Below are 20,095 nucleotides of genomic sequence, written 5' to 3'. Positions count from 1 at the left end.
GCATATAAGTTTTGACAGGAGAACCACCGGAAACCATGAGTGAACCCACCACCAACACACAGCAACTTGAGATCGGTGTCGAAACCTTCGGAGACATCACTACCGCTGCCGACGGAACGACGCTGCACCCCGCCCAGGTTTTACGCAATGTCGTTGCAGAGGCCAAAGCCGCCGAGGCCGCAGGACTGGATTTCTTCGGCGTGGGCGAACACCACCGGGACGATTATGCAATCTCGGCACCCGAAGTGGTCCTTGGTGCCATCGCTTCGGTGACCGAGAGCATCAAGCTGGGCACCGCGGTGACGGTATTGAGCTCGGATGATCCGGTACGGGTCTACGAACGCTTCGCCACGGTGGACGGGTTATCCAATGGCCGTGCCGAAGCCATCTTGGGCCGCGGTTCGTTCGTCGAATCCTTCCCGCTTTTTGGCTACGAACTTTCCGACTACGAATTGCTCTTCGAAGAAAAGCTGGCGCTCTTCGCCAAGCTGCGCAAGGGTGAGCCGGTCAGCTGGTCGGGGCAGACCCGTCCGGCACTGCGCAACCAGTCCGTCTACCCACCCATTGAAAACGGCATCTTGAATGCCTGGGTGGGTGTTGGAGGAAGCCCCGAGTCGGTGGTGCGTGCGGCCCGGCACGGGCTGCCGCTATTCCTGGCGATCATCGGTGGACAGCCGATGGCCTTCGAGCCACTGACCCGGCTATACAAGCGATCCTTGGAGGAATTCGGACATCAGCCCCAGCGTATCGGCGCCCACTTCCACGGCTTGGTCGCCGAGACCGACCAAGAAGCCCAGGATCTGTTGTGGCCGCACTACAAGATCACGATGGACCGTTTAGGGGCCGAGCGGGGCTGGCCGCCGGCGAGCCGCATGCGCTTCGAAGCTTCGACCGGCGCCGACGGTTCGATGCTGGCCGGCAGCCCGGAGACAGTTGCCCGCAAGATTGCCCGCTTTGCCACTGGGCTGGGGCTCTCGCGTGTCGACATCAAGTACTCGGCAGGTTCACTGCCGCACGAGACCATGCTGCGCAGCATTGAACTACTGGGAACCAAGGTCAAGCCCCTTGTCCTGGAAATGCTCAGCGACAAGTAGACGCGGAACAAAGTTACAGGTCCGGCCGCAACAAGGCCCGATTAACGAAAGGAACCCCGGAGATCCGGGGTTCCTTTCGTATTGGTGGTTCTTAGCAGACTCGAACTGCTGACCTCTCGCGTGTGAAGCGAGCGCTCTAACCAACTGAGCTAAAGAACCATTTTGCATCTCCCGAAGGAGTACCTAGCAAGATTAGCCGAGCACTGCGGCACACACCAAATCGATGACCGGCCGCAGGACCCGCTGTTCCGTCCGCCACTGCCCCGCCGGCGCCCATCCCAAGGATCATTTCAGCGGCCCGCGCGTTCTGCCTGGCCATAGGTTAAATCTTGATGAACCAGGCTCAGGTTTCCGTTGACTTCCGATACTGAAATCCGCGTAGAACCGGGGAATTTGCAAACTCGGCTGTGCCCGGGGAATGGACCAGCAGGTATCCGTCGGCGAGTCGCTAAACAGCCCGGTTTACAGAGCCATCTTCGACGGATCATAATTTTAATGTCGAGTACTTCCACCACCACACGGGCCTTGCAAGGAGGCCGCCGGGAACCACCGGCGGTGCTCCCCTACCGGCCACGGAACCGGCCCGGTGCAATTCCGGGAACTTTTTCCTTCGTTCACTCTCTTTTCCCGTGAGAGGACCGCTCCCGGTGCTTCCCGTTATTGAGTACTTACTGTCTTATTCCGTACCCGCCGGCCTCGAGCGCCAGGCCCTTTCGGCGCTCACGCTGAACCCCGATCACCGGTGGCACGAACGCATGGACCATGCCTTGTTCGTGGTCACCGCACAGCATGAAGGTAGCCGCGTAGGCGTGGGAATCGTTCATAACGCCGTCACCGCGCCGACGCAGGCTCCGCGCCCCCTGGAACTTGGTGGCATGTTTGTGCACCCGGCATATCGGCGGTTGGGCATCCGCCAACACATGGCCGAGTCTCGGCTGACCTATGCACTGTCCATGGGAGGGACCCCGATCACGGTGATCGCCCACCACAACCAGACTTCCTGGAACTACTACGGGCGTTCGGCCCGGTGGACGCCGGAATGCGAATACCTCAGCGATGTCACCGGCCGACCGATGACCATCTGGGTGTCCACTGAATCCCCGTGGCACCGGACCGGCAGAGGGCTGGTCCCGTTGGTTCCGGCCCAACCGAACACCGCGCTTCCGCACTACACACAGGTGCATCGACCGCCGTTGGGCCCGGGGCAGGACAATGCCGTTCCTGCCTAGGGACCTTGCGTGCAGCCTGGTCCAGCACCATGCACGGAGCCCGTGTCGCAGGCCTCGCGAAAGGCGTGCAAAACGGGCTCCTCTTGGATCTGTGCAGTTTATGCTTGTGCGGCGCCCGGGCGCATGTCTCCGGTGTCGATGAAGCGCTGGTGCCAGGACAGCGATTCACCCAGCAGGTGCGGGGTGTGCTTGCCGTAGCTGGAAACCTTGGCGCGGTCGAAGTAGTCCTGCAGCATCGGGCGGTACTCGGGGGCTGCGCAATTGTCGATGATGACCTGGGCGCGCTGCTTCGGAGAAAGCCCGCGCAGGTCGGCCAGACCGCGCTCGGTAATCAGGATCATGGTGTCGTGCTCGGTGTGGTCCACGTGGCTGGCCATCGGCACGATCCCGGAGATTTTCCCGCCCTTGGCCACCGAGGGAGACATGAACACCGAAAGATATCCGTTGCGCGCGAAGTCGCCCGAGCCGCCGATGCCGTTCATCACGTGCGAACCCACGACGTTGGTGGAGTTCACGTTGCCGTAGATATCCGCCTCGATCATGCCATTCAGCGCGATGCACCCCAGCCGGCGTACCAACTCGGGGTGGTTGGAGATCTCCTGCGGGCGCAGCAGAATGCGTTCGCGGTAGAAGTCCACATGGCGGTTGAACTCTTCGATGCCATCGGAGGAGAGCGAGAAGGATGTGGCCGAGGCGAAACCGATCGTCTCGTCCTTGAGCAGGGACAGCATGCCGTCCTGGATGACCTCGGTGTAGGCCTGCAAGCCCTTGTAGCCGCCGCGGGACAGACCGGCGAGCACGGCGTTGGCGATGTTGCCGACACCAGACTGCAGGGGCAGGAGCTTGTCGGTCAGACGGCCGGCGCGGATCTCATGGTCCAAGAAGTCCAACAGATGGTCGGCGATCTGGCTCGAGGTCTCGTCGACCGGGGCGAAGGGGCTCAGCCGGTCGGGGGCATCGGTTTCCACCACCGCAACGATCTTGGACGGATCCACCCGTAGGTATGGTTCGCCGATCCGCTGGTCTGCGGTGGTCATTTCGATCGGCTGGCGGTGTGGAGGCAGCGCGGTGCCGTAGTAAATGTCGTGCATTCCCTCCAAGGCGGGGGACTGCTGGGTGTTGACCTCGAGAATGACCTTGTCGGCCATGTCCAACCAGGTTTTGTTGTTGCCCACCGATGATGAAGGGATCAGCTGCCCGTCCTCGGTCACACCGACGATCTCGATGATGGCCAAATCGATCTTGCCGTAAAAACCGAACCACGCGTGCTGGGCCACGTGGGAAAGATGGATATCCATGTATTCCATCTCGCCGTCATTGATACGACGACGCAGCTCGGGATCCGACATATATGGCAGCCGCAGGTTCATGCCTCCGGCCCGGGCCAGCACCCCGTCGAGCTCAGGGGCCGTGGAGGCGCCGGTGAGCACGTTGATCTTGAACGGGTTCCCCGCGGCCTGTTCCTTTTCCATGAGTGCGGCAAGCGCGCCCGGGACGGCCTTGGGGTAGCCGGCACCGGTGAACCCGCTCATGGCCACGGTCATGCCGGGCTTGACCAGGTCGGCGGCCTGCTCGGCCGACATACGGAGGTCAAGGAACTTGGAGTAATGGATCCGATCGTGCACGGCTGCCCTTCCGAAAGATGTGTGACACACGTTGCTTCGTGCCATCTGCGACACCTTAGTCGCTGATCGCGTCACATTTACGCCATTTTGGGCCTCCTGCGACACCAATGAGCCCGACATGCTGTGAGGCCGCCCATTTTTGCGGTGACTGGCACCCGAAAGCCGAGCGTCGGATAGCATTGCGGGATGACCGAAAAGCAGAAAATGACCGGGACCATGTCAGCCATCGGAACCCTGGTCGTCGCCGGTTGGGTGTTTATCGGTTCCGGGGGCCTGGCCCTGCTGCTCGATTACTGACCCCTGGCGTGGCAGACTCTGCCCCATGACCTGTGCCCTGACCACGACCGCCCGGCTTCGCCGCGCCGAAGCCGCGCCCGACCCCTTCAGGGCAGGTTCGGCCCGCTTCACGCCAATTCTTGACGGCAGCGACCCGGCATTGCTGGCGATCGGTGCCCGGCTGCGGGACAGCACCGGCAACGACCTGGAGTTCCTGCGTGAGGCCCACCGGTGGATCCAGCAGCGTGTCCGCCCCGTGTATTCACTCAACGAAACCCAGCCGGTTTCGCTCACGCTGGCCAAGGGCCGGGGATCGTGTTCCCAGCGTATTGCCTTGCTGGAGGCGTTGGCGCGCGGAGCGGGAATCGCCACCTGCTCGGAGGCACTGCTGATCCATGGTTCGTTTTGGTATCCCCGGTTCACTTACTTGCGCCGGGCGGTCCCCCAGTGCATCCTCATCGCTTGGCCGGATTTCATGGTCGATTCCGGGTGGTTGAATCTCTCGGATCTCTTCGGGGCGGAGGCCCCCGCCCCGGCTTTCGCAAACCACGGCGCCGAGACCCTCTTCGATGCCATTGCCACCGGGTCCGCGAGCTGGGTGGCCAAGGGCTGCGCTGAAGGCTCTTGTATGCCCGGCGACCTGGCCCAGGTTGATCGGTCACTGGGCAGGTTCGCGGACCGGGACGAGGTCTTTGCCCGCTATGGGCAGAACTTGCCGTTGCCGTTGCGCTGGGTGCTCGAACCCATCTTTGGGCGCTGGGCAGCAACGGGTTAGCTTGTTGAGCTCCGGCCGCGATCCTGCAGAAAACCGGCATCAGCTCACATCTAGGCCCAGCATGTACTGACGGCAAACGTATACCCGTTTGAACATTCCACGCATGCGTTCCTCTTCCTGGATATCGGCGTGCATGAAGGCCATCACCGGCCGAGTCAGTCCCACCGGGCTTTGGAACCCTTCCTGCGGCTCGTCTGCGGCCTTGTACACGTGCAAGTATCGGAAGTGTTCTTGAAAGCCATTGCGTTGGTACCACTGGTTTGCTGCGTTGTCCTCCCGCGTCCAGGCATCCACGGTCCGGATTGTTTGAGGGAGCCGGAGCAATCCCTCGGCCAGTAGGGAGGAGGCGATGCCTTGCTTCCGGGCAGCAGGATGCACGGCAATTGAATCAATGGTTGCGCTCTGGTCGCCCCATTCAATGTCGAGTAGACCCACGATCTTGCCGCCATCTTCGGCAACAAGGCTGATACAGGGTGCTTCGATGTCGCCTCGGTCGGTTCTGACGTCATCGTAGTAGTTGCTATCAAGGAAGCCGAGCAAGCGGCATTCGAGCCAACCACGCTCATCGGACGGCTGGTATTCACGGATGGTGACCATGGGAATTTGACCTGTCGCTGGGAGGTGCGGCTCGAGGTGCGGCCGCGCGGGATGTGTGCGTTGCTGCCAATTCAGGTCATGCTGCCAAGTCAACCATCGTATGAACACCATGTTCAAGGACTAGCAAGCATGCGGTCATTGAGTCAAAGAAAAACGGGCGTGTCTGCCAAGCGGCGGACACACCCGTTTCTTTTTTGTTATTGGACCGGGCCGTTCATTCCCGGGCCAACCACATCCCTATGCGGCCTGTTCGGCGCTTGATTCTTCTAATGCGTTGTGGGACTTGCGGTAGCGAGCGACCATCGAAAAGGTCAATATGCTTAGCAGCCCGATCATTGTGAAGGCCGTAATGATAAGTGTTTCATGACCTGGTGTCATTATGATCCGTCCTTTCATGACAGTGCGACCGAATGACGAGACGTCTCCGTCTGGGTCAATCGTCGCCGGAAGTTCCTGGTCCACGCCGGGGGCGTCGAGCCATCGAAGCTTCCCGATTCCTGCGGTGTTGCTGCCGGCTAGTATCTGCCACGTCGTGGTGGCAAGCCGGTCATTGTTTCGAACAGTCAAGGCCATTTCATCCGGCCTCGTTGCCGGAGGTCCCCTACAGTGGCCCTATTGTTCGTTCGTCTTCCCGGGTTTGCGCTATTGGTTCGAGCGGCGGCACGAACAAGGTCGACCGCTCACGCTCTTCTAGAAACCCGTATAGAAGTCTTTAATTATCGCACGTTTGTACTACATAAGCAACTGATCGTCCCGCCGTGTGCCGGGGAACCGCTAGGGCCCCTGCTCACCACTCAGCGCACCCCAGTAGGGTCGATTGGTCCGCCGCATCCCGGGCGACCGCTCGGCCTAGCTCGCCGGCGGCTTGTTCGGCCATGGAATAGTCGCCTAGCACCACCACGTTGTGTCCGCGGGCAGCGAGCCTGCGTGCGACGCCGATCTCCGGCGGCACCGTGCCGCCCGCGTCCTTGAGTGCAAAAAGGTAGGTACGGCGCATGGTTTCCGCATCGGGTCCGGCGTCCGTGGGCCCGGCAGTGGAGTCGCTCATGGCAGAAACGGTACGCCGCCGGCCCAAGGAGCAACATCCGTTCCAGTACCCAACTTGTTGCGTGTTCACCGGCGCATAGTAGGCTTCGCTTCATGATCGCCGTAGTCGCTTTCGTCGCCCTCCTAGTCCTGTTGGCCCTCTTCCAGATCGCTTTGGTATTCGGCGCCCCGTGGGGCCGGTTTGCCTGGGGCGGGCAGCACCCGGGGACGTTGCCGACTAACTACCGGATCGCTTCGGCGTTCTCCCTGCTGGTCTACGGCTTCATGGTGGTACTTGCCCTGGACCGCGCCGGGCTCATCGACGTGTTACCGCAAAACTTCTCAAGCGTGGGCAGCTGGGTGGTTTTTGCCTACCTCGTCCTCGGGGTGGTGATGAACGCGATTTCCCGGTCCAAGGCCGAACGCTGGGTGATGACACCGGTTAGCCTGGTACTCGCGGTCCTTGCACTGCTTATTGCGTTGTCCCCGGTCACCGAGAGGGCCTTCACCGGCATGGTGCTGGGCAACGGGGCCGGAGAGGTGTTCTGCACATCCGTCATGGAGTCCTACCCGCCGCAATGCGGCGCCGACTCCCCTGCGGTGCCCGGCTGGGACTGGGGCACCGTGGAGCACGAGCAGTCGCAGTCCATCCGCTGGGGCGAGTACAGTTTCGATGGGGTGCGCGGGCATGACACGATCATCCTCGGCGACCGGGCGATTCTGATGCGCTGAGCAGGTCGGAAAGAAGGTATGCACCGATGAAGGCAACGAGGTACGGCGGCTGGTTCGCCGGAATCCTGACTGCAGCAATGTTGCTGTCAGGTTGTTCTGGCCCTGCGAGTGTGGCCGAGCGGGTGGAGCGGGGCCTTCCAACCTCATGGACCGAGGCCCAACGTTCGGCGATCCCTTGGGAGACGATCTCTGCCGTATGGCTCGAGGACGGCAGCCGGTTTGCGCTCATCACGTGGGGCAGCTCTTCCTGCCCGGCGGTGGTGACCTCGTTGGAGGCGATTGCCGCCGACGGCATCGAGTTGCGTCTGGAGCCTTCCGGCGGGTACGGCCCGTGCTCCGCGGACATGGCCGCGACCGCTCACGAACTGGCGGTTCCGGAATCGGTCACGGGGCGCCCGGTCACTCTGACCCTGAGGTACCCGGAAGGTGCTGCCGAGAAGACCTTGGCCCTTCACTGAGGCGCTGGGACAACGCACACGTGCCAGCTCCCTGACGGGGGGTCGAGATCGGGCCGTGGATCAGCCGTTGAGCTTGGCGTACACGGTGCCGGCATCCAAGCCCGAGGCCTGAATGCCCTTCCTGGTCGCGGCCATCGCCGCGCCCACCGAGGTGCTCCCCTCACCGTGCAGGGTCTGCCCCGTCTGCGGCAGGCGTTGGGTGCAGATGGCCGGGTCCGCATTCAGCGAACCGAGAACCGTGATGCGGGACGACCCTTGGGAGGGGCCCGGGTCCGTGCGTTATTCCACCTCTGCGTCAACCGGCTTGGGGATCAGCAGCGAGGCGGCGAAGGCGGCCACGGTGATGAGCAGCCCGACCACTACCACCGTCACGTAGGAGGTGTGGTCCCCCAGCGACGAGGTACCCACCAACACCGCGGGCAGCACCAGGAAGCTCAGCCCGGCGCCCAGGTTGAAGGCTCCGGCGTTCATCCCCGGCAGGAACCCGGGGTTGCCCTTCGGGGAGAGCACCACGCCGAGTCCGTTGAGCATGATGTTGGCGGTCCCGGCGTAGGTGATGCCCAGCAGCGCGGTTCCCGCCACCATCATCGGCAGCGAATCCATGCCGAAGAACACGATGATCAGCAGCGCGACAATCGAGCCGAGCATTCCGAGGCGCAGCACCCTGTTGTAACCCCAGACCGGTGCCAGACGGCCACTGAACGGACCGAAGATCCAGCCCAACAGTGCGTAGGGAGTCAAAATCAGCAGCGCGGTCTGCGTGGCGCCGACCCCGAAACCGGGGCCAGCGGCCTGGACGTAGGCCGGGACAATGCCATTGATCACGGCAAAGATCCCGGTCATGGTCAGCACCGTGGTCAGCAGCGGAGCCCACGTGGCACGCTGGCGCAGATGCTCGATCTGCACCATCGGCTCGGCCACGCGCTTCTCGGTGGCCCAGAAACCGTAGAACGCCGCGGCTGAAACCACCAGCAGCACCGCGGAGAGCAGCACCGTCGAGGAGTCGATGCCGCCGACCAGCTTGGCGGCCTCGTTCAGGGCTGTCAGCAAGGCGCCGACGGCAACGACGATGAAGAACACACCGCGCCAGTCCATGCGGGTACCGGCTTGCGGCTTGGATTCACGGGTGAAGAGTGCAACCCCGAGGGCAGCGATCACTGCCAGCACCACCATCACCCAGAAGATCGAGCGGAAGCCGTGGTTTTCGGCCAGATAGCCGCCCAAGAAGGAGTCCACGCCTGCGACCCCACCGTTCACGGCCAGGATCAACCCCATCAAGGCGCCGTAGCGCTTGGGGTTGGGCACGGCGCTGCGCAGCATCAGCAAGGCCAATGGGACGGTGGGCCCGGAAATGCCCTGGATGATGCGCCCGGCAAAGAGCCATTCGATGTTCGGTGCCAGCGCCGCAACAACGGAACCGAAGGCCGTCATCAGCATCATGAAGACCAGGATCTTCTTGCGGCCCACCACGTCCGAGAGCCGGGGCAGGAACAACGAGAACAGTGCCGCGGTGGTGAAGAACCAGGTCTGTGAGAGCCCGATGGAGCCCTGGTCGGTATTCAGTTCCTCGCCCATGGTGACCAGCGCGGGGCTGAGCATCGAGGCGTTGAGCTGGAAGGCGATGCATGCGGTGAGCAGGGCAGCGGTCAGCGCCGTGGCGCTTCCCCGGGTGCCGGTCGGCTTGTGGGTCAGCGTGCTCACGGGACGAGCACCTTGACCTCGCCGATGCGTACCAACGCGTCGGTGACCAGGTCCCAGAAGCGTTCGTGGTCGAGGTCGACTGCCACCGAGGTGTGGCAGTCAGCCGGTGCCGGGGCACGGAAGTCTGCCACGGTCATGCCCAGGGTCAGGGTGCCGGCGAGCTCGATGTTCACCGGGACCTTGCGGGTTGTGACAATGCTGGGGTCGATGACGTAGGCCACGGCACAGGGGTCGTGGACCGGCGGGAAGTCGAAGCCCTGGGCGTCTTTGTAGGTGGCTTGGAAGAAGTCCATGAGTTCGCGCACGAACTTCGCCGGCCCGGTGCCGATCTCCTCGATCTTCTTGACCACCTCGTCGGTGGCCAGCGCCTGGTGGGTCAAATCCAGCCCAACCATCACCACCGGCCATTTCTCGTTGAAGACAATGTGGGCGGCTTCGGGGTCGATGATGATGTTGAATTCGGCCACGGCGCTCCAGTTGCCCACGTGGTAACCGCCGCCCATCAGCACAACTTCCTTGACCCGCTCAACGATGCGCGGCTCCTTGCGGGCGGCCATGGCAATGTTGGTCAGCCCGCCGGTGGGGACCAAGGTGATGGTGCCCGGGTCATGGGCCATGACGGTGTCGATGATCAGGTCGACCGCGTGGCGGGGATCCAGCTCAATCGCGGACTCTGGCTGTACGGGGCCATCCATGCCCGATTCGCCGTGGATATCGGGGGCATTTTCGATGGTGCGTACCAGCGGGCGGGCGCAGCCGGCGGCGAAGGGAACACCGGTGATACCGGCGATGGTTCCCACCGCAAGGGCGTTTTGGGTGACCTTTTCCAGCGTCTGGTTCCCGACCACTGTGGTGACGGCGAGCAATTCGATCGCGGGGCTGCCGTGCGCCAGCAGGATCGCCACGGCATCGTCATGTCCGGGATCGCAGTCCAGGATGATCTTCCGCGGTTCGGTCGAGGCGATGGGTGCGCCCATGGTGTTCTCCACATCTTCGGGGATAGTCGTCCCGCTGCGCGTGGCATGGGGACGGGAAATGCTCGTTCAACGGAAGTCTGGCACCCTCAACACCCTCGCGTCAAACGCTTAACGCGGAGTATGCGAAGCACCTAGTCAAACGCTTGACCCTCAAGGAGGGGCAGGAAGTGTCTCCTCGACTAGGATTGAAACCATGCATTCGACCCAAGAGCCGCGGCCAACCCCAGTCAGCCGTCGTCGGGTCACCGCAGCCATGGTGGCAGATTTGGCCGGTGTCTCCACCGCCACGGTGTCATTGGTCGCCAACGGCAAGGCCGAGGGCCGGGTCTCCACAGCGAACGAAGCCAAGGTCCGCGCCGCCATCCGAGAGCTTGGCTACGTGGTCGATGGCATCGGCAGCTCACTGGCCCGCGGCGTCAGCAACACCGTGATCATGATTGCCCCGGACATCTCCAACCCCTTCTTTGCCACGGTCATCGCCGGGGTCCGCGCCGCCTTGGGGTCGCAATTCCAATTGCTGTTATCGGTCACCGACGCCGGCCAGCTGCCCAGCGCAGATGACACCCGCCGATTGCTTGGGTTGCGCCCGGCAGGGCTTCTGGTTGATGCCCCGGAGCCCTCGTTCCTCGAAGAGCTCTCGGCCCCCGGTCCGCTGGTGTTGCTCGATGCCCCCGGTTTTGGGCCCGAAGTCCCGGCGGTGAACCTCGACGTGGCCCAGGGCTCACGGCTGTTGGCCGAACACCTGGCCGCGGCAGGCCACAAAAAAGTCGCCTACCTCGATGGCACCACCGGCACCACCACCTTCGAGGTGCGGCGCACCGCATTCCTGGCTGCAGCAGCCGAACTCGGCATGGAAGTCCCCGCCGGTGCCCTGGCCGCCGCCGCCATCAACGTGGGTCTGGCCGCCACGGCCTTCGCCGAGGTCTGGCCACGGTGGAAGCGCGACGGGATCACCGCGGTGGTTTGTGCAACCGACACCCACGCCTACGGCATCTTGCAGGAAGCACGGGCCACCGGAATTTCCATTCCCGGTGAACTCGCCGTAACAGGTTTCGATAACCTGCCTTATTCGATGACCAGCTCCCCGGGTCTGACCAGCATCAACCTGCCCGGTGAACTGTTGGGGCGGCGCGCAGCCGAGCAATTGCTTAAGCTCATCGCTGGGGAACACCTTGAAACGCAGCAAGTGACCTTGGAAAGCTCCCTCATGGTGCGTGGCTCAACTTCCGACATCTGAGGCATTCTTTCGCCCCACGTCGTGTCAGCTCCGCAAGATGCCCTAAACCGATGCTGACTGTGCCTGCTAAAGGTCACGCGAGGTCATGACGCTATGAAGCGGCTTGGCTAGGTAGCCTTGAAGCTCAGTGACGATTCCCCACATCAATGCATAAGAAACGAGGTCAAGGTGTCGGAACACCCCCACCCTCAGGATCCCTCACAAGGCGTGGTTGAACCCCGGGCATTTTGTATCTTGGTGTTTGTCCCCATCTGCGCCCTGGCTCTGGTGGCTGTCCTTGTCCTTTTCCTGATCCCGCTGCTGCCCGAGCACATTGCCATGCACGTGGGACCGGACGGTGTCGGCTACGGGTCGACACCGCTCATGCTCGCAATCACCTGCGCTGCTGCCGCCCTGGCACTTGCCATCGGTAGCATCACGGGCCTGGGTTTCTTCAAGGCAGAACATTGGTACCAGAAGGAAAAGCTTATCTCTATCGGGATTCTGTCGTTGGGCTACGGGGTGCTGGGCATCTCGTTGGCCACTATGGCCAGCACCCTCGGGGTGGAACAGTCAGCGGTCTCCGGCAACTCCGTGGGAACGTCCATGCTCGCCTTCGTGCTCGGTTTCATTGCAGCCCTGTGGTTCCACATCGGGGCCCTGCCAGCAGGAAAAATGGAACAGCTCGGGAGCCAGTAGCCTCGCGGCCCCGAGGCTGTTGTTTGCCCGCAGTCAGTGACCATCCGGCGGGGACACAACACCAAGCAGTGCGGGTCAGTCGGATTCGGTGCGGACACCTAGGGTGGACAAGAACAGGTCCAAGACCTGGGGAACATCGGCGCTGAATACGATGTCGATATCGGGCCACACATCGGCGGTGCCGTGGATGGTGTCCTCGCCAACGTGATTGCGGCGGTCCACCATCGTTTGGCCGCGGCTGGCCCCTGCCGCCAGCTGCACCTGCACCGGACAGGTTTCCCGGTACATGAGCCCGCTGTCGGCCACCAAGGAACACACCGCACCGGCGTCCCCGATCAAGCTCAGCGCAAGTTCTGGCTCGGATTCGGGTCCTTCAGCGCGGAAGGCCAGCAGTCCGCCCAGGACGCGTGAAACTCGATCCTCGGCCGTGACAAGGCTGCTGACCTGCTGGGTGTTCATCCCCACGGTGTTGAACACGTCCAGCCCATACATGGTCAGCGGAATTCCACTGTTAATCACGATGTGCGCGGCTTCCGGGTCATGCCAGATATTGAATTCGGCAACGGCTGTCGCGTTTCCGACCGATGCAGAGCCACCCATGAACAGGATCCTCTCGATCTTCTGCGCGCATTCGGGATACGTACGCAGGAGCAGCGCGACGTTGGTCAAGGGTGCCAAAGCCACCAAGGTGAGCGGCTCTGAAGACTCCGAAAGTACGTGCCGCATCATTTCAACGGCATGCACCGGAAGCGGTGTGCGTGAGGTGGCCGGCAGGTTGACGTTGCCCAGCCCGTCCTCGCCGTGGATGAACGCTGCGCTCCGTGCGTTCTCGATCAACGGCCGCACGGCTCCGCCAGCCACCGGGATCTGAGGTGCATCCATCAGATCCAGGATCTTGAGCGTGTTATCAACGACGGTGTCCAGATCGACGTTGCCCGAAACACAACTGATCGCCTTCACCACAATATCGGGGTGCCTGAGCGCAAACATAATGGCCAAGGCGTCATCGATCCCGGTGTCGACGTCCATCAGAATGGAATGCTTCATGACATGTTCCTTCTTTTCGTGATGCGAGAGGTTTTTCCAGCGCGCGGCCGACCCGTGGGTCGAATCCAATAAGACGGTAAAACAAGCTGGCCACCCATGGCATCGCCATGCGGATCGGGAAATACATTTCCCGGAGTAGACGCCCCATGCCCTACGTCAGGGGCAACCAGCCCCCACGGCAATCCACAAACACCCGGCATTCACCCAAGCGGCAAAGTGCCATGAAACAAGAAATTCCCCGTGATTCTTGGCGGCATGACCGCGGAACCACGGGGAATTCGGTGGAGCCCCCTGCCGGATTCGAACCGGCGACCCTCGCTTTACAAGAGCGATGCTCTGGCCAACTGAGCTAAGGAGGCGCGCTACATGGAAACCGAGATTCTCGGTCCAAGTGCAGGAAACAGCTTATCCGACAATTGCCCGCAGCATGAAACCCGTAGATCTGGCCCTTCCAGGAACTGCGTCCTTGGTTGGGTGGTTCACCGTGAGACGGTCAACCACCCAACCCGCAGAAGGTTTTGTGTTATTACTTGTTTGCCTTGATGGCAGCGTTGACAACGCCGACGAGGTCGGGCTCAGCGTTCGGGTCCCACAGCTCGTTCTGAACGAAGACGCTCGGGGTTCCGCCGATGGAATCCACGCGGGAGGCTTCGTCGGTGAACTTCACAAATGAGCGGAAGGTGCCGTCATTGATGCAGTTTTCAACGTCCGCACCGTTGTCCTTGGCCAAACTGGCCAGTGCCGCGTTCTTCAGTTCACCCTCGGCTGCCTGGGCGAACAAGGCCTTGGAGAAGGGCAGGTACGAGGCCGGTGCCGCGTCAGCGACGCAGGCCAGTGCGTTGGCACCGCGTGAGGAGAAGTTGGTCGGTGATCCCGAATCCAGGTACGCCACATTGCGGTATTCGACCTTGACGTCCCCTGCAGCAAGCCAGGCGCCGATCTGGTCCGCGTATTCGGCTTCGAAGGTTGAACAGTGCGGGCAGTTAACGTCCACATAGATGAGCAGGTTGATCGGTTCACCCTTGGCCGCGGCCTCGGAGTCACGCGGTGACGGCTCGGCAGCTTGGGCCGGCGCGGTACCCACCTTGTTGATGTCAACGGTCAGCCCGGAGGTATCGGCAACGGTCGTATCGGAGGTGAGCGTAATACCGCCGGCTTCGTTGCCGCCCTTCGGTACCGCACCGGAGTCTGCGACCTTGCCCGAGTTGTTCTGCACGACGATTCCGATGATCAACGCCACCACGGCGAGCACAGCCACCACGACGCCCAACTTGATCAAGAGCGACTTGCGCTTGTCAGCAGCCTCTTGCGCCACACGCATCTGCTGGGCTTGCTCACGCGCGCTGGCGGTCCGCTCGGCCTTGCTCGGCCGCTGGCTATTCGATGCCATAGGTCAAAACGTCCTTTGAGATTGGATTGATACTCCCCCGACCAAACCAGTTTAGGGCACAGCGGACACGTAGTTTAGCGCCACCTTGTCGCTTACGTCACGCCCGTGACCTAAGCTCAAGCATGATCTTGAGCTAAAAATGGAGGGTCGTCATGGAAGCGGAGCTGTTGAACGAACACGCATCGGGTAATGAAAAACCGGGCTACGACTTCATTGTGGTGGCCAATAGGCTACCCGTGGACCGCGTGGAGGGCGATGACGGCGAACTGTCGTGGCGCCGTTCACCCGGAGGCTTGGTCACCGCCATTGCCCCGGTGATGCAGGAATCTGATGGCGCCTGGGTCGGCTGGCATGGATCCCCCGGTGAGGAATTGGAGCCGTTCGAGAACGATCGAATCAGTCTCATTCCGGTCCCGCTGGACGAGGAAGACCTGGAACTTTACTACGAAGGGTTCTCCAATTCGACCTTGTGGCCGCTGTACCACGATGTGATTGTGCCTCCTGAGTTCCACCGCACCTGGTGGGACAACTACAAGAAGGTCAACAAGCGCTTCGCCGAAGCAACCGCCAAGGTCGCCGCGCACGGCGCAACGGTCTGGGTGCAGGATTATCAGCTGCAGCTGGTTCCCAAACTTTTGCGTGAGGCCCGCCCTGACCTGCGCATCGGGTTCTTCAACCACATTCCTTTCCCCTCACCGGGGATTTTTTCTCAGCTGCCCTGGCGCAAGCAGATCCTCGAAGGGTTGGCCGGCGCCGACGTGGTGGGATTCCAGCGCACCGCCGATGCCAGCAACTTCCTGCGCTGCATGCGCCGCTACACCGATCGCACGGTCAAGGGCTCGTTGGCGATCCCGCCGGTTTCATCCGAGGGCAACAGCGCCAGTCTCAACATTTGCCGCGCCGAGGCCCACCCGATTTCCATCGATACCCGGCAGGTTGCCGAGATGGCCCACGATCCCGAGATCATGGCGCGTGCCAAACAGATCCGCCACGAACTGGGTGATCCCAAGACCGTCCTGCTGGGCGTGGACCGGCTTGACTACACCAAGGGGATCCGACATCGGCTCAAGGCCTACGGAGAACTGTTGGCCGACGGTGAGATCCATGTCGGCGACGCCTGCCTGGTGCAGGTTGCCAGCCCCAGCCGCGAAAACGTTGAGCGCTACCAACAGCTCAAGGACCAGGTCGAGCTCATGGTCGGCAACCTCAATGGTGAGCACGACACCATGGAACACACCGCCATTCGCTACCTGCACCACTCCTACCCAATGCGGGAAATGATTGCCCTGTACCTGGCCGCGGACATCATGTTGGTGACCTCGCTACGCGACGGCATGAACCTGGTGGCCAAGGAGTTTGTCGCGGCCCACACCGATGACACGGGAATGCTGGTGCTCTCCGAATTCACCGGGGCAGCTGACCAACTCACCCAGTCGTTGCTGGTGAACCCGCACGACATCGACGGGATGAAGTCGGGGATCCTGCGCGCTTTGCGCATGGACCCGACGGACTCGGCTAGACGGATGCGCCGCATGCGCAGACACCTGCGCGAGCACGACGTAGCCAGCTGGTCCAAGGCCTTCCTGGCCTCGCTGGCCCAACCGCTCCCGATCGACTCACTGGTCTAAGGTGAACGATTCCGTGGCGCGGGTGCGGCGGTAAGTGGCACACGCCGCTTCCTGCCGCACCCGCGTCTTGCTTTTCCGTATCTCGTGCCACGGGTCCGCCGTTTGATACAGTCCGCCCCCTGGCAACCGTTCATGAACCGCATACTGCCTGAAAGGATTACCTGCATAGCCATGGATCCCATCACCCCCGATCTCGCCGATGCTATTGAGTCCCTGGTCGACACCCCGATCCTGCTTGTGGCCCTGGATTTCGACGGCACGCTGGCGCCCTTGGTCGATCGCCCCGAGGACGCACGCCCCCTCCCGGCCGCCTCCGAAGCCCTGGCCGAGCTGGCTTCGCTGGAGAACACCGTCACCGCGCTGATCTCCGGACGAGACCTGGCCTCCCTGCGTGCGGTGGCAGAACCTCCGGAACGAACATTGCTGGTCGGCAGCCACGGCACCGAACGCTGGGCTCCTGCCGCCTTTGACGCGCAGGACGAGCACATTGATCTTTCCACCGCGCAAACTACCGCGCTGGCCACGGCAACCAGGATCCTGGAAACTATCAGTGCCGCGAACCCGGGCACCACCTTGGAATACAAACCGGCTTCGATCGTCCTGCACGTGCGCCAGGCCTCCCCCGCCATTGCCACCGCGGCTCTGCATGCCGCACGCCAAGAGCTGGACGGTATCGAGCACCTGCAGACACTGGACGGCAAGGCAGTGCTTGAGGCCAGCGTCCTGGAAGGCACCAAGGGCGAAGGGCTGAATTGGCTGCGTGAGGTAGCGGATGCGACCACCGTCGTTTTTGTCGGCGACGACATCACCGACGAGGATGCTTTTGCCGTCCTGCGCCCCGGAGATATCGGCGTTAAAATCGGTTCGGGGAAAACGCTGGCACAATTCCGCCTTAATGGGCCCGGGGAATTGCCTGCCCTTATGCAATCCATCCTTAATATGAGAAGCTTGTGATTCCATTCACTACGGATCGTCGGGCACGTACCTGCCCGTGAAAGGATTGTTGCCCCATGGCATCAGTAACTTTTGACCAGGCCACCCGCACCTACCCGGGTGCAACCAAGCCCAGCGTCGACAAAATCTCCTTGGACATCGCCGACGGCGAATTCCTGGTTCTTGTTGGACCCTCCGGCTGCGGAAAATCCACGACCCTGCGCATGCTCGCCGGTCTGGAAGACATCAACTCGGGACGCATCTTCATTGGTGACCGCGATGTCACCAATGTTCCGCCCAAGGACCGCGACATCGCGATGGTCTTCCAGAACTACGCGCTCTACCCGCACATGTCCGTGGGCGACAATATGGGCTTCGCCCTGAAGATCGCCGGCGTCGACAAGGAAGAACGCGCCCGCCGCGTGCAGGATGCAGCCAAGCTCCTGGACCTCGAGGACTACCTGGACCGCAAGCCCAAGGCACTTTCCGGCGGTCAACGCCAGCGTGTTGCCATGGGCCGGGCCATCGTACGTAGCCCGCAGGTCTTCCTGATGGATGAGCCGCTGTCGAACCTCGATGCCAAGCTCCGCGTGCAGACCCGCACGCAGATCGCCTCACTGACCCGCCGTCTGGGTGTCACCACCGTCTACGTGACCCACGACCAGGTCGAGGCCCTGACCATGGGCGACCGCGTCGCGGTACTCAAGGACGGATTGCTGCAGCAGGTCGGCACCCCGCGCGATCTCTACGACTACCCGCAGAATGTCTTTGTTGCAGGCTTCATCGGCTCACCCGCCATGAACCTGCTGGAGCTTCCGGTGGCCGACGGTGGAGTCGCCTTCGGCGGAACCATCTACCCGGTTGCCTCGGCAACACTGGAATCAGCCACCGGAAACTCGGTGACCCTGGGTGTACGCCCCGAGGATCTGGATCTGGTCTCGGCCGACAAGGGCCTTGCAGTGAACGTGGACGTCGTCGAGGAACTCGGCGCCGACGCCTACGTCTACGGACACACCACCGTGGGCGGCACCGAATACCAGATGGTCGTGCGCGTCGATGGCCGCAAGCCACCGTTCAAGGGCGACACCATCCATGTGCTGCCCAAGGTCGGCCACGTCCACCTCTTCGACACCGCCTCCGGCGAGCGCCTGGCCGAACCGGCCAACACCGGCGCCCACGCCACGGTGGCCAGCGAGGTCTAACGGCTCCGGTCCCCCGCGTCGGCCACCATGCCCGACGACTAGGCCACAGGCGGCCGCATTCAGCCCAGCGCTGGGTGCGGCCGCCTTCGCTTAAATTCTTCCCCCCCTTCCAACCAGCACCAAGGGACGGCATCCACGCCATGAGTCGCCACACCGCAAACTGGCATGACGAGCCCACCAACCACTCCCAGCCCGGCAAGCTACCCCGGGAGAACACTGAACAGGGGCTCTCTGCGGTCGCCGGATCACTGTCCATCACCGCGGCTACCGCCGATCCCGGGCTGTTGGACCTGCCCTGGCAGATCCAACTGGAGGACTGGCCCGCCGAGACCCTGGCTCCGCTGCCGCGCGGCATCTCCCGCCACGTGGTGCGCTTCGCGATGATGGGCGGGGCAGTCATCGCCATCAAGGAGACCGGCGAACATGTGGCCCGCCACGAATACCACATGCTGCGCAAGCTGCGCCGGCTGGCCGCCCCCTGTGTGGAACCCGTCGCGGTGATCACCGGGCGCAAGGATCTGGACGGAAACGACCTGGATCCGGTGCTGGTCACCCGACACCTGAAATACTCCCTGCCCTACCGCGCACTCTTCTCCCAAAAACTGCGCCGCGAAACCCTCACCCGACTGATCGACGCCCAGGCCTTGCTGCTGGTGCGTCTGCACCTGATCGGTTTCTACTGGGGGGACGTCTCCCTGTCCAACACGCTCTTCAGACGAGATGCCGGCTCCTTCGCCGCTTACCTGGTGGATGCCGAAACCGGCGAGCTCTACCCGGAATTATCTTCCGGACAGCGCGAATACGATTTGGAAATCGCCCGAGTGAACATTGCCGGGGAGCTCATGGATCTGATGGAGGCCGGGCTGATCGAGGACACCGTCGACCCGGTGGCCACCAGCGAGGACATCCTGCACTCCTACCGTGGTTTGTGGGCGGAGCTCAACGAGAAGGAATCCTTCGACCTGGCCGAACGCTGGCGGGTGGACGAACGCATTCGGCGGTTGAACGACCTGGGCTTCGATGTCGAGGAGATCAGCCTCAAGACTTCCCCCGACGGCGGCCAGCTGCTCATCCAGCCGAAGGTCGTTGATGCCGGGCACCATACCCGGCGGTTGTTGCGGCTGACCGGCCTGGATGTCGAGGAGGGTCAGGCCCGCAGGCTGCTCAACGACCTTGACGCTTACCGTGCCAAGAAGCACCCTGACACGGATGAAGAAATCGCCGCGGCCCGCTGGGTGGGAGATGTCTTCGACCGGATCACCGGGGCCATCCCGCGTGAATTCCACGGCAAGCTGGAACCTGCGCAGATTGTCCACGAAGTGCTTGAGCATCGCTGGTATATTTCCGAGGCGCGCGGTTCCAACGTCCCGATGGAGGAGGCCGTGGCCTCCTATGTGGAGGCGGTGCTGCGCCACCGTCGGGACGAAGCCCGACTGGTGTTCGGCCCGGAGGAACAGTCCCCGGGCAACTAAGGGCAGGGCAGGGCAGGA

General features: G+C 62.5%; 19 protein-coding genes and 2 tRNA genes. 11 read left to right on the top strand and 10 right to left on the bottom strand.

All coding sequences use genetic code 11. The features are described 5' to 3' along the window. Positions 1-35 precede the first annotated feature (35 nt). Positions 36-1,094: an LLM class flavin-dependent oxidoreductase gene (locus tag ADIAG_RS13240; RefSeq protein ID WP_007271891.1), complete on the top strand. Its 1,059-nt coding sequence runs from the start codon at positions 36-38 to the stop codon at positions 1,092-1,094. An 82-nt stretch (positions 1,095-1,176) separates the two neighbouring features. On the opposite strand, the gene ADIAG_RS13235 is transcribed toward ADIAG_RS13240, so the two are convergent. Then, positions 1,177-1,253: transfer RNA gene (locus ADIAG_RS13235), tRNA-Val, on the bottom strand. Positions 1,254-1,741: 488 nt separating this feature from the next. Between ADIAG_RS13235 and ADIAG_RS13230 the strand changes: the two genes are divergently transcribed. Then, positions 1,742-2,323 carry a GNAT family N-acetyltransferase gene (locus ADIAG_RS13230; RefSeq protein ID WP_007271890.1) on the top strand — a complete coding sequence of 194 codons (582 nt, stop codon included), beginning with the start codon at positions 1,742-1,744 and terminating at the stop codon, positions 2,321-2,323. Positions 2,324-2,421: 98 nt separating this feature from the next. Here the strand turns inward: ADIAG_RS13230 and ADIAG_RS13225 are convergent, their stop codons facing one another. Beyond that, positions 2,422-3,948 (bottom strand): acetyl-CoA hydrolase/transferase family protein, encoded by a 1,527-nt coding sequence (locus tag ADIAG_RS13225; RefSeq protein WP_043475008.1) that lies wholly within the window; start codon positions 3,946-3,948, stop codon positions 2,422-2,424. Positions 3,949-4,270: 322 nt separating this feature from the next. On the opposite strand from ADIAG_RS13225, the gene ADIAG_RS13220 reads away from it, so the two are divergent. Continuing rightward, on the top strand, positions 4,271-4,999 hold the full coding sequence (locus ADIAG_RS13220) for a transglutaminase domain-containing protein (RefSeq protein ID WP_007271887.1): 729 nt from the start codon (positions 4,271-4,273) through the stop codon (positions 4,997-4,999). 39 nt (positions 5,000-5,038) lie between these two features. Here ADIAG_RS13220 and ADIAG_RS13215 read toward each other — a convergent pair whose 3' ends face one another. The 3 genes from ADIAG_RS13215 to ADIAG_RS21885 all read right to left on the bottom strand — a co-directional run bounded on the left by ADIAG_RS13215 (position 5,039) and on the right by ADIAG_RS21885 (position 6,644). After that, complete coding sequence (locus tag ADIAG_RS13215) at positions 5,039-5,596, bottom strand: GNAT family N-acetyltransferase (protein WP_007271886.1); 558 nt, start codon at positions 5,594-5,596, stop codon at positions 5,039-5,041. A 237-nt stretch (positions 5,597-5,833) separates the two neighbouring features. Next, positions 5,834-6,169: a hypothetical protein gene (locus ADIAG_RS13210; protein WP_007271885.1), complete on the bottom strand. Its 336-nt coding sequence runs from the start codon at positions 6,167-6,169 to the stop codon at positions 5,834-5,836. A gap of 214 nt (positions 6,170-6,383) precedes the next feature. Continuing rightward, entirely contained in the window at positions 6,384-6,644 is a 261-nt protein-coding gene (locus tag ADIAG_RS21885; protein ID WP_007271884.1) for a hypothetical protein, read from the bottom strand. Positions 6,645-6,736: 92 nt separating this feature from the next. On the opposite strand from ADIAG_RS21885, the gene ADIAG_RS22165 reads away from it, so the two are divergent. Continuing rightward, the gene (locus tag ADIAG_RS22165) at positions 6,737-7,354 is read left to right on the top strand and encodes a hypothetical protein (RefSeq protein ID WP_007271883.1); all 618 of its coding nucleotides are present in this window, start codon (positions 6,737-6,739) and stop codon (positions 7,352-7,354) included. A gap of 26 nt (positions 7,355-7,380) precedes the next feature. Then, a complete protein-coding gene (locus tag ADIAG_RS13195; protein ID WP_007271882.1) occupies positions 7,381-7,812 on the top strand; it encodes a hypothetical protein in 432 nt (143 codons plus the stop codon). Between the two features lie 279 nt (positions 7,813-8,091). On the opposite strand, the gene uriT is transcribed toward ADIAG_RS13195, so the two are convergent. Together uriT and uriH are read right to left on the bottom strand one after the other, a co-directional pair. Continuing rightward, a complete protein-coding gene (gene uriT, locus ADIAG_RS13190) occupies positions 8,092-9,513 on the bottom strand; it encodes a uridine transporter UriT (RefSeq protein ID WP_007271880.1) in 1,422 nt (473 codons plus the stop codon). Next, a complete protein-coding gene (uriH, locus tag ADIAG_RS13185; protein ID WP_007271879.1) occupies positions 9,510-10,490 on the bottom strand; it encodes a uridine-preferring nucleoside hydrolase UriH in 981 nt (326 codons plus the stop codon). Before uriH ends, uriT begins: the two co-directional genes overlap by 4 nt. Positions 10,491-10,683: 193 nt before the next feature. Between uriH and ADIAG_RS13180 the strand changes: the two genes are divergently transcribed. Together ADIAG_RS13180 and ADIAG_RS13175 are read left to right on the top strand one after the other, a co-directional pair. Next, a complete protein-coding gene (locus tag ADIAG_RS13180) occupies positions 10,684-11,727 on the top strand; it encodes a LacI family DNA-binding transcriptional regulator (RefSeq protein WP_007271878.1) in 1,044 nt (347 codons plus the stop codon). 207 nt (positions 11,728-11,934) lie between these two features. Beyond that, complete coding sequence (locus tag ADIAG_RS13175; RefSeq protein WP_043475002.1) at positions 11,935-12,405, top strand: hypothetical protein; 471 nt, start codon at positions 11,935-11,937, stop codon at positions 12,403-12,405. 75 nt (positions 12,406-12,480) lie between these two features. Here the strand turns inward: ADIAG_RS13175 and ADIAG_RS13170 are convergent, their stop codons facing one another. From ADIAG_RS13170 to ADIAG_RS13160, 3 genes are all read right to left on the bottom strand, one after another. Continuing rightward, positions 12,481-13,452 carry a nucleoside hydrolase gene (locus tag ADIAG_RS13170; RefSeq protein WP_007271876.1) on the bottom strand — a complete coding sequence of 324 codons (972 nt, stop codon included), beginning with the start codon at positions 13,450-13,452 and terminating at the stop codon, positions 12,481-12,483. A 282-nt stretch (positions 13,453-13,734) separates the two neighbouring features. Beyond that, a tRNA-Thr gene (locus ADIAG_RS13165) sits at positions 13,735-13,811 on the bottom strand. A 167-nt stretch (positions 13,812-13,978) separates the two neighbouring features. Then, a complete protein-coding gene (locus ADIAG_RS13160) occupies positions 13,979-14,842 on the bottom strand; it encodes a DsbA family protein (protein ID WP_007271875.1) in 864 nt (287 codons plus the stop codon). A 152-nt stretch (positions 14,843-14,994) separates the two neighbouring features. On the opposite strand from ADIAG_RS13160, the gene ADIAG_RS13155 reads away from it, so the two are divergent. The 4 genes from ADIAG_RS13155 to ADIAG_RS13140 all read left to right on the top strand — a co-directional run bounded on the left by ADIAG_RS13155 (position 14,995) and on the right by ADIAG_RS13140 (position 20,077). Then, positions 14,995-16,470 (top strand): alpha,alpha-trehalose-phosphate synthase (UDP-forming), encoded by a 1,476-nt coding sequence (locus tag ADIAG_RS13155; RefSeq protein WP_007271874.1) that lies wholly within the window; start codon positions 14,995-14,997, stop codon positions 16,468-16,470. A gap of 171 nt (positions 16,471-16,641) precedes the next feature. Then, on the top strand, positions 16,642-17,424 hold the full coding sequence (gene otsB / locus ADIAG_RS13150; protein WP_007271873.1) for a trehalose-phosphatase: 783 nt from the start codon (positions 16,642-16,644) through the stop codon (positions 17,422-17,424). A 56-nt stretch (positions 17,425-17,480) separates the two neighbouring features. Beyond that, positions 17,481-18,605 carry an ABC transporter ATP-binding protein gene (locus ADIAG_RS13145; RefSeq protein ID WP_007271872.1) on the top strand — a complete coding sequence of 375 codons (1,125 nt, stop codon included), beginning with the start codon at positions 17,481-17,483 and terminating at the stop codon, positions 18,603-18,605. A gap of 140 nt (positions 18,606-18,745) precedes the next feature. Beyond that, positions 18,746-20,077 (top strand): DUF4032 domain-containing protein, encoded by a 1,332-nt coding sequence (locus ADIAG_RS13140; RefSeq protein WP_007271871.1) that lies wholly within the window; start codon positions 18,746-18,748, stop codon positions 20,075-20,077. Positions 20,078-20,095: the final 18 nt, after the last annotated feature.

It is taken from the genome of Paeniglutamicibacter gangotriensis Lz1y (genome assembly GCF_000348945.1).
In the GTDB taxonomy this organism is placed as follows: Bacteria; Actinomycetota; Actinomycetes; order Actinomycetales; family Micrococcaceae; genus Paeniglutamicibacter; species Paeniglutamicibacter gangotriensis.
The sequence above is the reverse complement of the archived record's forward strand: the minus strand, read 5'-3'. Positions and strand labels throughout refer to the sequence as shown.

What these genes read in the sequence shown, in the direction of transcription:
- ADIAG_RS22165 (WP_007271883.1), top strand. Translation starts at nt 6,737, where the DNA reads ATGATCGCCGTAGTCGCTTTCGTCGCCCTCCTAGTCCTGTTGGCCCTC.
- ADIAG_RS13240 (WP_007271891.1), top strand. Translation starts at nt 36, where the DNA reads ATGAGTGAACCCACCACCAACACACAGCAACTTGAGATCGGTGTCGAA.
- ADIAG_RS13180 (WP_007271878.1), top strand. Translation starts at nt 10,684, where the DNA reads ATGCATTCGACCCAAGAGCCGCGGCCAACCCCAGTCAGCCGTCGTCGG.
- ADIAG_RS13210 (WP_007271885.1), bottom strand. Translation starts at nt 6,169, where the DNA reads ATGGCCTTGACTGTTCGAAACAATGACCGGCTTGCCACCACGACGTGG.
- uriH (WP_007271879.1), bottom strand. Translation starts at nt 10,490, where the DNA reads ATGGGCGCACCCATCGCCTCGACCGAACCGCGGAAGATCATCCTGGAC.
- ADIAG_RS13170 (WP_007271876.1), bottom strand. Translation starts at nt 13,452, where the DNA reads ATGAAGCATTCCATTCTGATGGACGTCGACACCGGGATCGATGACGCC.
- ADIAG_RS21885 (WP_007271884.1), bottom strand. Translation starts at nt 6,644, where the DNA reads ATGAGCGACTCCACTGCCGGGCCCACGGACGCCGGACCCGATGCGGAA.
- ADIAG_RS13145 (WP_007271872.1), top strand. Translation starts at nt 17,481, where the DNA reads ATGGCATCAGTAACTTTTGACCAGGCCACCCGCACCTACCCGGGTGCA.
- ADIAG_RS13195 (WP_007271882.1), top strand. Translation starts at nt 7,381, where the DNA reads ATGAAGGCAACGAGGTACGGCGGCTGGTTCGCCGGAATCCTGACTGCA.
- ADIAG_RS13215 (WP_007271886.1), bottom strand. Translation starts at nt 5,596, where the DNA reads ATGGTCACCATCCGTGAATACCAGCCGTCCGATGAGCGTGGTTGGCTC.
- ADIAG_RS13140 (WP_007271871.1), top strand. Translation starts at nt 18,746, where the DNA reads ATGAGTCGCCACACCGCAAACTGGCATGACGAGCCCACCAACCACTCC.
- ADIAG_RS13155 (WP_007271874.1), top strand. Translation starts at nt 14,995, where the DNA reads ATGGAAGCGGAGCTGTTGAACGAACACGCATCGGGTAATGAAAAACCG.
- otsB (WP_007271873.1), top strand. Translation starts at nt 16,642, where the DNA reads ATGGATCCCATCACCCCCGATCTCGCCGATGCTATTGAGTCCCTGGTC.
- ADIAG_RS13160 (WP_007271875.1), bottom strand. Translation starts at nt 14,842, where the DNA reads ATGGCATCGAATAGCCAGCGGCCGAGCAAGGCCGAGCGGACCGCCAGC.
- ADIAG_RS13220 (WP_007271887.1), top strand. Translation starts at nt 4,271, where the DNA reads ATGACCTGTGCCCTGACCACGACCGCCCGGCTTCGCCGCGCCGAAGCC.